The organism is Nonomuraea sp. NPDC050680, from assembly GCF_040654555.1.
GTDB lineage: Bacteria > Actinomycetota > Actinomycetes > Streptosporangiales > Streptosporangiaceae > Nonomuraea.
Genome location: NZ_JBFAIF010000035.1, coordinates 67,544 through 79,711 on the forward strand (window position 1 = coordinate 67,544; position 12,168 = coordinate 79,711).

Here is a 12,168-nt window from a genome sequence, read left to right on the forward strand (position 1 = left end):
GTTTGTCGCTTATGTGGTCATCACGGATGATGTGTCGCTGAAGGCTCCCGGCCACCGGGCGTGTCGCGCCAATCCGTCAGGTGCCCTCTGGATAGGGGCCCCACACCGGCACGGCCCGCGCCAGGATCGCGTCGATCGTGCGCAGGTCGGCCTCGGAGAATTGGATGTCGGCCGCCGGGGTGGTCCCGTCCAGTTGGGCAGGTCGGCGTGCGCCCACGATGGCGACGTGGACGGCGGGATTGGCCAGCGTCCAGGCGACCGAAAGCTGCGGCAGGCCGATGCCCCGCTCCCGCGCCGCCTCCTCCAGCCGCCGCACCACGGCGAGGTTCTTGCTGAAGGCCTCACCGGTGAAGTCGGGGCTCTTGGCGCGCCAGTCGTCGGCGTCGAAGGTGGTGAACTCGGTCAACCGGCCGGACAGCAGCCCGTGGGCCAGTGGCCCGTACACGAGCACGCCGATGTCGTGCGCGGCGGCATAGGGCAGGACGGTGTCCTCGATGTCCCTGCGGAACAGGTGGTACGGCGGCTGCAGCGCCTCCACCCGCCCGAACCGTGCCAGCGCCTCCATCTGCGCGGCGTCGTAGTTCGACACCCCGATGTGGCGGATCTTGCCCTCCCCGACCAGTTCCGCAAGCACCCCGGCGGTCTCCTCGGGTGGGGTGTGCTGATCGGGCCAGTGCACCTGGTAGAGGTCGATGTAGTCGGTTCCGAGGTTACGCAGGCTCTCCTCGACGCTCTCGCGCAGCCACCGTCCGCCGGCGTCGCGCAGCAGGCGGTCGCCCTCCTGGCGGAGCCCGCCCTTGGTGACGATGACCACCTCCTCGCGGCGGGACCGCAGAGCCTTGCCCAGGAGGCGCTCGGCGACGCCGAAGCCGTACCCGTGTGCGGTGTCGAAGAGGTTGACGCCCAGGTCCAGGGCGTGATGGATGGCGTGTTCGCTTTCCCGGAGGTCGACGGCGCCCCAGTCGCCGCCGAAGGCCCAGGTCCCGAGGCCGATCACCGAGACCCGCAGACCGGTCTGTCCCAGCCGAACCTGTCGCATGCTGCTGTCCTCTCTCTTCGCCCGTCCGGCACCGTTCGTCTGTTCAACCAGCTCGCCGTCGGCGGTCACGAAGGGAGAGACTCGGTCCTTCGTCGCCGTGCGGCGGTCATACCGTCAAGCCTCGCGTGCGAGCGGCCGCCGGGCATTGCGGGTGACGCCCGGATGGGCTTCCAGGTGGCTGCAATCGCGGTCTACCGGCTGGCCATACAGCGCAAGACGGAAGAGAACCCGCTACCCTGCTGCCGCGTGTCATCAGGACAAAGCGTTGGGGCAGGGAGGGCGATGACACACGGGACCCAGCTGGATTGGCCCGGGACACAGGATCAACTACCGCCGGACACGTGGGGGCGCAGGCCCGACCGCGAGTCATGGCTGCCGTGGTCGTTCGTCTTCCTGATCGCGCTCCTCGTGGCCGGCCGGATTCTGCTGGCGCCGTATCTGACGGCGCCGGCGCTGCAGACGTGGGCCACCATCTTCGTGGCGGTGTGCGTGCAGGCGCTGCCGTTCCTGGTGTTCGGGGTGGCGTTGTCGGCGGCCATCACCGCGTTCGTGCCCGCCTCGTTCTGGACCAGGGCCCTGCCGCGTCAGACCTACGCGGCGGTGCCGGTGGCCGGGGTGGCGGGCGCGGTGCTGCCCGGGTGCGAATGCGCCTCGGTGCCGGTGGCCTCGGGGCTGATGGCGCGCGGTGTGGCGCCCGCCGCGGCGCTGGCGTTCCTGCTCGCCTCGCCGGCGATCAACCCGGTCGTGCTGGTGGCCACCGCGGTGGCCTTTCCCGGCGACCCTGCGATGGTGGTCGCGCGGTTCGGCGCCTCGCTGACCGTGGCCGTGCTGGCCGGCTGGATCTGGGCCCGGTTCGGGCGTAGCGAGTGGCTGCCGGTGCCCCGCCGTACTGCGGCGCCCGGGCACGGCAAGTGGGGCGCGTTCGTGGACGCGATGTGCCACGACCTGCTGCATACCGGTGGGTTCCTGGTCATCGGCGGGCTGACCGCGGCGACGCTCAACGTGGTGGTCCCCCGCTCGTGGCTCACCTCCGTGGCCGGGATTCCGGTGGTGTCCGTGCTGGTGCTGGCGCTGCTGGCGGTGCTGTTGTCGATCTGCTCGGAGGCCGACGCGTTCGTGGCCGCCTCCCTGACCGCCTTCTCGCCCACGGCCAAGCTCGCCTTCCTGGTGGTGGGGCCGATGGTCGACCTGAAACTGATCGCGTTGCAGGCGGGTACGTTCGGGCGGCCCTTCACCTGGCGCTTCGTGCCACTCACGCTGACGCTGGCGATCGGCGTCAGCTTCGTCACCGGATGGATCCTGCTGTGAAACGCCAGACGCAGAGCCTGATGCTGCTGATCCTCGGCGGGGCACTGCTGAACATCTCCGCCTTCTCCAATACGTACGTCAACTACGTCAAACTGGGTTTCCGGCCTTTACTCCTCGGAGCCGGGGTGGTGCTGGTGATCCTCGCTCTGGTGTCCCTCGTCAGGCAGTGGCGCGGGCAGGGTGGCGGGCAGGGTGATGGGCACGATCACGGGGACGACCACGGGCCACGGGTGGCGTGGCTGCTGGCCGTGCCGGTGTTCACCATCGTGCTGATCGCACCTCCCGCGCTGGGCTCGTTCGCGGCAGGCGGCGAGGACGACGCGCCCGCGCCGCGCCCGCCCGCGCCCGCGGGCTTTCTGAAGCTCTCCGACGGCGTGCCCCAGCTGGCGCTCGGCGAGTTCATCGGGCGCGCCTACGACCCCGCCGGCACGTCGCTCGCGGGCCGGCAGGTCAAGCTGACCGGCTTCGTGGTGCCGTCGAAGAAGAAGAATCTCTGGTACGTCACCAGGATGCAGATCAGCTGCTGCGCCGCCGACGCCCTCGCCTTGAAGGTGGCGGTCCGGGGCGTACCGGCTCCGAGGGAGAACTCCTGGGTACAGGTCACCGGCTCATGGATCCCGTGGAAGGGCAAGATCCCCAACGGCTACGTGATCCCTGACATGGCCGCCACCGACGTGGCGAAGATCGATCAGCCGGCGGAGCCGTACGAATAGCCAAATTGCCCGCCGGATTATGGCAACTCGGTGGGGTTCTCGGCCCCGTGATCGCTGGTTACACTCCGGTCGATACCGAGCCGCCCCACGGGGCGGCTCATACGGCTTGTCACCCACCGGGGAGGGTTCAGTGATCTCTCCGGTGTGCCTCGACGCGGGGTGACCTGACGCCTCCTTGGCGCGTGGTGAGTCCATGCGGCCCCTCGATGAGGAGGAACTTGTGTTATCCAGTCCCCGCTTGTCCCGCGCGCGGCGGCTCGCGTCGGTGGTCATCGGCCTGAGCATGGTGGCGGTGATGAGCCCGGCAGCGGCGCGGGCCACCCCCACGCCTTCTCCCGCGAACGGGAAGTGGCAGGCCACCCCCGTCACCGGCGCCCAGCTCGTCGAGGGCGCCAAGTCCCCGACGGGCAAGCTCGCCAAGAGTGACCAGGCGCTGTTGCGGACCACCTCGCCGGCGCCGATCAACATCATGGTCAAGCTGGACTACGACTCGCTCGCCGCCTATCGGGGCGGGCTGCTCGGTCTGCCGGGCACCAGTCCCGCCGTCACCGGCAAGGCCCTCGACACCAGGAGCGCCGAGGTCAAGAAGTACGGCAAGCACATCGAGAGCGTGGAGAAGGAGTTCCTGGACCAGCTGGCCGGCAAGGTTCCGGGGGCTGTGGTGGGCCAGCGGGTCAGGACCGTCTATGGCGGCATCGCGCTCCGGATCCCAGGTGACAAGGCGGCCGAGGTGTTGAAGCTGCCCGGCGCCGTCGCCGTACAGGAGGACAAGCCCCAGCGGCTCCTCACCGACTCCAGCCCGCAGTTCATCGGCGCCGACACCATCTACAACCAGCTCGGCGGCAGCAACTCCTCGGGCAAGGGCGTGATCGTGGGTGTGCTGGACTCCGGCGCCTGGCCCGAGCACCCCCAGTTCGCCGCCCCGACCGGCCTGCCCGCGCCGGGTCCGACCAAGGACGGCACGCCCCGGGTCTGCGACTTCGGCGACAATCCGCTGACCCCGGCCAATGACCCCTTCACCTGCAACAACAAGCTGATCGGCGGCCGGCCGTTCCTGGAGACCTACAACGCGGTCTTCGGCGGCGAGGTCTACCCCGACAGCGCCCGTGACTCCAACGGGCACGGCACCCACACCGCCACCACGTCGGCCGGCGGCCCGGTGGCCGACGCGAACCCGCTGGGGATCAGCCGCGGCCCGATCCACGGCATCGCGCCCGCCGCCGAGGTCTCGGTCTACAAGGTGTGCGGCGCGGAGGGCTGCTTCCCGTCCGACTCGGCGCAGGCGGTGGCACGTGCCATTCTGGACGGCGTCCGGGTCATCAACTTCTCGATCTCCGGTGGCTCCGATCCCTACAGCGACCCGGTCGAGCTGGCCTTCCTCGACGCGTACGCGGCGGGCGTGCTGGTCTCGGCGTCGGCGGGCAACTCGGGGCCCGACGCCAACACCACCGACCACCGCAGCCCTTGGGTGACCACGGTGGCCGCCTCCACGCAGACCAGAACGTTCCAGTCCACGATCACGCTGTCCGGCGGTGGCGCGACGGCGACGATCAAGGGCGCGTCCGTCACCTCGGGAATCGCCTCTCCGCTGCCGGTGGTGCTCGCGTCCGCTCCGCCGTACTCCAACGCGCTGTGTGACACCCAGGCGCCGCCCGGGATCTTCACCGGGAAGATCGTCGCCTGCCAGCGGGGCCCGAACCGGGTGCTGAAGAGCTACAACGTCAAGCAGGGCGGCGCCGCGGGGATGATCCTCTACAACGCCTTCCCGTTCGACGTCTTCACCGACGCCCACTGGGTCCCGTCGGTGCACGTCGACAAGCCCGAGACCGACGTCCTCATGAGCTTCCTGTCCGCGCATCCGGGCGCGACGGCGTCGTTCACCCAGGGGGTCAAGGCCGGCTGGCAGGGCGACGTGATGACCTACTTCTCCTCGCGCGGACCCGGCGGGGACTTCCTCAAGCCGGACGTCACCGGGCCCGGCCTGCACATCCTGGCGGGCATGACCCCGACTCCCGAGTCGCCGCTCGAAGGGCCGCCCGGCAACCTCTACCAGGTCATCCAGGGCACGTCCATGTCGGCACCGCACGTGACCGGCTCGGCCGCGCTCGTGTTCGCCCTGCACCCGACCTGGACACCGGGACAGGTGAAGTCGGCTCTGGAGACCACGGCCAAGACCGCGATCACCAAGCAGGACCGCGTCACCCCCGCGGACCCGTTCGACATGGGCGGCGGGCGCATCGACCTGACCAAGGCCGGTGATCCCGGACTGACCCTGGACGAGAGCGCGGCCAACTTCATCGCCTCGGCCACCGATCCGCTCAACCGGATCGACCTCAACCTGCCCTCGGTGAACGCGCCGACCATGCCCGGCCTCATCACCGCCAAGCGCACGGTCACGAACACCACCGGCAAGTCGCTCACGTTCTCCGCCTCGGCCACGACCGTCAGCGGCGCCGCCATCACGGTGCTGCCGGCGCGCTTCACCGTCGCACCGGGCAAGAGCACGAAGCTGACGGTGGTCATCACCGCGCCGGACCTGCCCGACGGTCAGTACTTCGGCCAGGTGAACCTCAAGCAGGTCGGCGGCTCGCGTGCGCTGCACCTGCCGGTGGCCTTCTTCCGGCAGGAAGGCATCGTGCCGGTCGACCAGACCTGCGCGCCGGCCACCATTCCGCGGAACACCGGTGAGTCCACCTGCACGGTCACCGTGCGGAACAACAGCCTGGCCGGCGCGGAGGTGACCGCGCTGAGCACGCTCGACGCGCGCCTACGGCTGAACAGCGTGACCGGGGCCACCAAGATCGGCACCCAGATCGCGACGGCCAAGGCGACGCTGGCCGGCCGGCAGCCCGACAAGCCGACGATCGCACCGGGCCAGGGGCCGGCCGGATATCTTCCGCTGGACGGCTTCGGCATCACCCCGACGCCGATCGGGGACGAGCAGGCGCTGAACTTCACGGTGCCCGCCTTCACCTTCGCCGGCAAGACCTACACCAGGATCGGCGTGGTCTCCAACGGCTACAGCGTCGCCGGCGGCACCAACGGCGCCGACGACATCGCCGCCCTCCCGCAGACCCTGCCCGACCCGGCGCGGCCGAACGCCGTGCTCGCCCCCTACTGGACCGACCTAGACGGCACCGGCGCCCCCGGCGTCTTCGCCGGGACACTGACCGACGGGGTCAACCGCTGGCTGGTGCTGGAATGGCGGGTCCACACCTTCGGCACGAACAACCTCAAGGTGTTCCAGCAGTGGATCGGGCTCAACGGCGTGGAGGACATCAGTTACGCCTACGACCCCGCCAACCTGCCGGGCGACGCCCCCGCGGGCGCGGGGCTGACCGTGGGCGCGGAGAACGATGAGGGTACGGCGGGCGACCAGATCACCGGGCCGCCCACCCAGGACCTCGTGGTCACGAGCACACCCGGCGCGCCCGGCGGTGCCCTGACCTACTCGATGAAGATCAAGGGAGTCAGCCCGGGGGTCGGCAACGTGACGACGGCCACCTCGACCCCGCAGGTCAAGGGAGTCACCGTCGAAGTGGACAAGATCACCGTCCAGTGACCTGGTAACGCCGCGGGCGGCTCGACCGCCCGCGGCGTCACCGTGACGACCGCCGATCCGCCCAGGACGCCTGCCTCAGACGGGCCTGGCCTCAAGGAGGCTCGCTCCCGCGCCCAGCTCGATGACCGCCGCCAACTCCAGGTCGGCCTGCTCGAACAGCGTCGCGTACTCCTCCCGGCTGCGCTCAAGGCCGCCGTTGAAGATGGCCAGCATGCGCAGGTCGAGATCCTTGCCCAGATGCGGCGCCTCGTCGTCGGGCAGTGCCACCTCCAGCACCAGCACCCGCCCGCCGGGGTTCATCACGCGGCGGACATTGCGCAGAATCCGCAGGGCGTCGCTGTCGTCCCAGTTGTGCAGGACGCTGGCCAGCAGGTAGGCGTCCGCGCCCGCCGGAACCGAGGTGAAGAAGTCCCCGGCCACGACCTCGTACCGATCGGCCAGGCCCTCGGCGGCCAGCAGGTCCCTGGCCCGGGCCGCCACCTGGTCGAGATCGAAGAGGATGCCGCGCATGCCCGGATTGGCGTGCAGGACCGTGGCCAGGATGTGGCCCCTGCCCCCGGCGACGTCCACCATGGTCTCGATGCCCGCGAAGTCGTACAGCTTGACCAGGCCGTCCGTGAACGTGATCGCCCTGGTGGCCATGTAGTCGTCGAATATGCGGCCCGCATCTGGGTTTTTCGCCAGATGCTCGTACAACTTCCCGTACTTTGCGACAAATGCTGAGCTGCCCTCGCGCACCGTGTCCGGCAGCTTGCCCATCGCGTACCAGAAGCCTTCCTCGCCGAGCGCGCGGATCGAGGAGCGGATCGAGCCGGGGACGTCGGAGCGGAGCACGGTGCCGGCGTCGGTCAGGTCGTAGCCGTCGGCGCCGGCTGTGCGGACGACCCCCATGCTCGTCAGCTCACGCAGGACCCGGCGCAGCGAGGGGGCGTGCGCCCCGCACCTGTCGGCCAGTTCCTCGGTGTCGAGCGGCCCGTCCGCCAAGTGGTCGGCGACACCCAGTTCCGCCATGGTCAGCAAAGCCGCGAATCGCGAAATTTCGGAAACAGATCTCCAGAGGAGGCTGTCGGAGTGTGGCATGTGTCCCTTCCTAAGAGGTTCCACGACAAGAGGCGCCAAGAGAGGTCATGGTGTCTGGGTGGCCTGCCTGTGCCAGACCAGCAGCCGGCGCTCCGCCACCACGAAAAGCGCGTTCACGATGAAGCCGAGCATCCCCAGCAGAGCGATCGTCGCCCACACCGCCGGTGTGTCGAAGCTGCGCTGGGCCATCAGCAGCTGGTAGCCGATGCCGTCCGTGCTGCCGAACACCTCGGAGATCACCATGAGGATCAGCGCGAGCGACAGGCTCAGCCGCAGGCCCGCGAAGATCTTGGGTGAGGCGGCGGGGATGACGATCCGGCCCAGGCGCTGCGCTCTCGACAGCCCGAAGACGGTGGCGGTCTCGGTGTAGGTCCGGTCCACCGCCCTGGCCCCGTCCATCGAGTTGAGCAGCACCGGCCAGATCACACCGGACACGATCACGGCGAGCTGTATCCGCAGGCCCGTCTGGAACAACACGATGAACAACGGCAGCAGCAACGGTGGCGGAATGGCGCGGCCGAACTCGATCAGCGCGCTCACATAGTCGGTCGCCACCCGCGAGCGCCCCAGGAGCACTCCCAGCACCACTCCGATGAGCGAGGCCAGGATCCACCCGGAGAACATGCGTCCCAGGCTGGGCAGGATGTTGGCCAACGCGTCGTCCGTGAGGAACAGTCGTGCGGCCGGGCCGGAGAACCACAGTTCGTACATGCGGGAGATGATCGTCGTGGGCGGCGGGAAGTCCGTGTCCTCGAGCCGCCGCGCGACGAGCTCCCAGAAGACGATGACGGCGAGGATCACCCAGGACCTGGCGAGCGACTTCACGACACCGCCCCCGTCCGCACCCGGTGCCAGCGGAACAGGCGGCGCTCCGCCGCCTGCAACGCCACGTTGGACAGCAGCCCGAACGCGCCGGCCCAGAACGTGGCCGCCATGATGAGGTCGGTCCTGTTCCCGCTTCCCGCCTGGACCACGAAGACCCCCAGGCCCGCGACGCCTCCGGCGAGCAGCTCGGCGCTGACGGCGATGATCAGCGCGATCCCGGCGGCGATCCGGATGCCGGTCGCGACGAAGGGCGCGGCGCTGGGCAGGCTCACCCTGCCGAGCACGGCCAGCCTCCCGAATCCGAAGCTGCGCAGCGAGTCCTTGGCCAGCGGGTCGACGTCGTGCATGCCGTACAACGTGTTGATCAGTATCGGCCAGACCGACGCGTAGACGATGACGGAGACCTTCATCAGCTCGTCCACCGGGATCAGCAGGATCGCCAGCGGAATGATCGCGACAGAGGGGATGGGCCGCAGGAACTCGAGCAGCGGCCGGACGGCGCGCTCCATCGGGGTCAGCGCGCCGAGCAGGACGCCCGCCGGAACGGCCACCGCCACCGCGACCAGCAGGCCGAGCGCCCAGTTCGTGAGCGTCGTGAGCGCTCCCATCAGGAAGTCTCGGTCGGCCAAGAGGAGCACCGCCTCGTACAGGATGGCCGAGGGCGGCGGGAAGACCAGCTCACGGCTCAGCCCGAACCGGATGACCAGCTCTCCGGCGGCAAGAAAGCCCGCGGCGCCCACGACGCCGCGGAGCAGTCGTGCACGGGTCATCCGCTCGACGGTGCCGCGATGATCGACTTCACGTCGAACGGACTGCTGAGGTACTTGTAGTCGAGCATGAGATCGGCCACTTTTTGCAGTCGGGTGGCGCTCAGCTCGCTCGGATAGGTGCCCAGCGTGATGACCGAGGCGGTCTTCGCGTCGATCTTCGTGTACGTGGGCAGCATCGCTTCGATCTCCTTGCGGTTACTCGATGCGAGACTCTGAGCCTTGGCGATCGCCCGTTGGAAGGCGGCCAGCGTCTTCTGGTTCTTCTTCGCCCACCCGTCGGTGGCCATCCAGCCCGCGATCGGCAGGTCCTCGGTCTCGCCCGTCATGGTGTCGGCCAGCTTGCGGAAGCCCAGCTTGCTCTGGTTGGCGGTGATGAACGGCTCGGTGATCCAGCAGGCGTCGGCCTGCCCGCTGGTAATCGCGTTGCCCATGTCGGGGAACGGCTTCTCGGCGAACTTGACGTCGTTCTCGGTAAGGCCCGCCACCTTCAGTTGCGTAGTAACAGCCAGGGTGGCGATGTTCCGGAGATTGTTGACCAGGACGGTCTTTCCCTTGAGGTCGGCGACCGTTTTGATCGGTGAATCCTTCGGCACCATGATGTTGAAGGTGTTCGGACCGGCCTGGTACGCGTCCGCGACCAGTTTGAGCTTCTCACCCTTACTGGCGGCCAGGAAGGTCGAGGCGTAGTTGGTTTGAGAGATGTCCAGCGCGCCGCTCTTGACCTGCGGAATCGCTGCCGCTCCGCCAGTGATGGTGACGGGCTGGACCGTCAGGCCCTCTTCCTTGAAAAAGCCCTTGGCGTTGGCGATATAGAGCGACACGGCGTCGGGAATCGGCAGCGCGCCGACCTTGATGACGGTCTTCTCCAAGCCCTTGCTGTTGGCTGACGCGCCAGGAGAGTCGCTGTTCCCACCACATGCGGTAAGGGTGAGAGCGACTGCGGCGCCGAGAAAAAGGGCGCGACAACGCAGTGTGCGGGTCATCGGGGGGTCTCCTACCAGGGGAAGCAGCGTCTGGCGATCCGACATCGGGAGCGCCGAGCGTGAAGCGTAGCGGAGGGAAGATCAAATCTGAAGCGCTATGCCACGTATATCCGAGTTTTTCGATGAAACACAATATATGGGGAGATAGAGGCTCTATGTACTTAGAGTACCGTTGATGGCTCTATGCCCGGATTGGCATAGTTTTTCGGATGTATGCACTGTAGTTAAAAACATGCTTAAAACATCAACAAAAAGTTATCGCGCTGGACCGGTTGAAACTTCCGGGGGGTTGGCTAACTGCTGAAGTTCGTGATCCAATTGGCCGCCAACTTGCCTGCAATCACTCGGCAGTGTGACCAATTCCCTGCAGCAGGCCACTCGAGAGGTTGCCACCAGTGAGGACAACGACGACCAAACACGGTCGTGCCGGGGCCCCCGCTCTGCCGGGACAATCAGTAGCTCACGAGAAGTCAGCCGAGCCGGTGCCCGCGCGCGGCAACGCAATGGCCTTACGAAATTGGCGGGTGCGAACCCGCCTCATTTCTCTCATCGCCATTCCCACCCTCGTGGCCGTTATGCTGGGCGGACTACGCGTCACCACCTCGATCAGCAGCGCACAGCAGTATCAGCACATCAGCAACGTGAGTTCCCTCGTCGCGCAACTCGGCGAGCTGTCCCGCGAGATGGCCCTCGAACGTGACCTCTCGGCGCAGTTCGTCGCCTCCGGCAGGGCATCGGCCGAGAAGGAGCAGCTCGCGGCCCAGCAGGTAAACGTGAACGCCAGCGTGGTGCGCACGAACGCGGCCGCCGCGACGGCCGAGGACTCGCTGTCCGATCTCGGCCGCAGGAAGCTGGCCACCGTACGCACCAGGCTGACCCAGCTCGACTCGCTGCGAGCCACCGTGTCCGGCACAGAGCTGCCGCCGCTCCCGACGATGGAGAAGTATTCCGAGGCCATCGCCGAGATGCTGCAACTCTACGACGAGGTCACGCAGGGCTCGACAGACGAACAGCTCATCTCCACGACCGCCGCCCTGCGAGCCATCGCCCGCTATGAGGAGGAGACCTCCAAGCTGCGGGGCCTGCTGATGATCGCGCTGGTCAGGGGGTCGTTCGAAGAACCCGAGTACAAGGCGTTCCTCGATGCCCGCTCCAGGCGTGAGAGCGAACGCACCTCGTTCCGCACCGTGGCCACCCTCGCCCAGCGGCAGTTCTTTGACAACACCGTCGCCAGCGTGAAGGTCGGGCGGGGCGAGTTCTACATGAACAGGGCCGTGTTCCTCACCAACACGGGCCTGTCCCTGCGGCGGCTCGACACCTCGACGACCGACGACGTCGCCCGCTGGTTCGAGTCCATCAGCGACACCGTCGACAGCGCGCACACCGTGCAGAAGGCGATGTCGCAGCAGGTCGCCACCATCAGTGCCGATGTCCAGGGCAATGACCAGTACGTGGCCGGGCTCAACATCGCCCTCGTCATCACCCTGATCATCCTGGTCCTCGCCGTCACCGCCGTCATGGCCCGCTCGCTCGTCCGGCCGCTCAGGCGGTTGCGCGGAGACGCGCTCAAGGTCGCCGGCCAGACGCTGCCCGAGCTCGTGCGGCAGCTGCGCGCCAGCGAGGTCAGCGCGGACGATGTACAGGTGCCGCCGATCGCCATCTCGTCGAAGGACGAGATCGGGGAGGTGGCGCGGGCGTTCGACGAGGTGCACCGTGAAGCCGTCCGGCTGGCGGGCGAGGAGTCTCGGCTCCGTAGCAACGTCAACGCGATGTTCGTCAACCTCTCGCGCAGGAGCCAGACGCTGGTCGAGCGGCAGATCACTCTCATCGACGGGCTGGAGCAGGGCGAGCAGGACGAGAGCCGGCTGGCGAACCTGTTCAAGCTCGA

The 12,168-nt window shown here is 68.1% G+C and carries 9 protein-coding genes; 4 read left to right on the forward strand and 5 right to left on the reverse strand.

Going from position 1 to position 12,168, the window contains the following annotated elements:
- Positions 1-76 precede the first annotated feature (76 nt).
- Positions 77-1,039 carry an aldo/keto reductase gene (locus AB0H88_RS50165; protein ID WP_357656992.1) on the reverse strand — a complete coding sequence of 321 codons (963 nt, stop codon included), beginning with the start codon at positions 1,037-1,039 and terminating at the stop codon, positions 77-79.
- Between the two features lie 282 nt (positions 1,040-1,321).
- On the opposite strand from AB0H88_RS50165, the gene AB0H88_RS50170 reads away from it, so the two are divergent.
- From AB0H88_RS50170 to AB0H88_RS50180, 3 genes are all read left to right on the forward strand, one after another.
- Positions 1,322-2,347, forward strand: a complete 1,026-nt coding sequence (locus AB0H88_RS50170; protein WP_357656993.1) for a permease — start codon at positions 1,322-1,324, stop codon at positions 2,345-2,347.
- Complete coding sequence (locus AB0H88_RS50175) at positions 2,344-3,060, forward strand: TIGR03943 family protein (protein ID WP_357656996.1); 717 nt, start codon at positions 2,344-2,346, stop codon at positions 3,058-3,060. Before AB0H88_RS50170 ends, AB0H88_RS50175 begins: the two co-directional genes overlap by 4 nt.
- Positions 3,061-3,280: 220 nt before the next feature.
- The gene (locus tag AB0H88_RS50180) at positions 3,281-6,622 is read left to right on the forward strand and encodes a S8 family serine peptidase (RefSeq protein WP_357656998.1); all 3,342 of its coding nucleotides are present in this window, start codon (positions 3,281-3,283) and stop codon (positions 6,620-6,622) included.
- 75 nt (positions 6,623-6,697) lie between these two features.
- Here the strand turns inward: AB0H88_RS50180 and AB0H88_RS50185 are convergent, their stop codons facing one another.
- From AB0H88_RS50185 to AB0H88_RS50200, 4 genes are all read right to left on the reverse strand, one after another.
- The gene (locus AB0H88_RS50185; RefSeq protein ID WP_357656999.1) at positions 6,698-7,633 is read right to left on the reverse strand and encodes a methyltransferase; all 936 of its coding nucleotides are present in this window, start codon (positions 7,631-7,633) and stop codon (positions 6,698-6,700) included.
- A 114-nt stretch (positions 7,634-7,747) separates the two neighbouring features.
- The gene (locus tag AB0H88_RS50190; protein WP_357657000.1) at positions 7,748-8,527 is read right to left on the reverse strand and encodes an ABC transporter permease; all 780 of its coding nucleotides are present in this window, start codon (positions 8,525-8,527) and stop codon (positions 7,748-7,750) included.
- A complete protein-coding gene (locus tag AB0H88_RS50195) occupies positions 8,524-9,297 on the reverse strand; it encodes an ABC transporter permease subunit (protein ID WP_357657002.1) in 774 nt (257 codons plus the stop codon). The genes AB0H88_RS50190 and AB0H88_RS50195 overlap by 4 nt, the downstream gene beginning before the upstream one ends.
- Positions 9,294-10,280, reverse strand: coding sequence for an ABC transporter substrate-binding protein (locus AB0H88_RS50200; RefSeq protein WP_357657004.1), 987 nt, complete (start codon positions 10,278-10,280; stop codon positions 9,294-9,296). The genes AB0H88_RS50195 and AB0H88_RS50200 overlap by 4 nt, the downstream gene beginning before the upstream one ends.
- A 575-nt stretch (positions 10,281-10,855) precedes the next feature.
- On the opposite strand from AB0H88_RS50200, the gene AB0H88_RS50205 reads away from it, so the two are divergent.
- Positions 10,856-12,168: nitrate- and nitrite sensing domain-containing protein (locus AB0H88_RS50205; protein WP_357657006.1), on the forward strand; the 1,313-nt coding region annotated here is incomplete at its 3' end.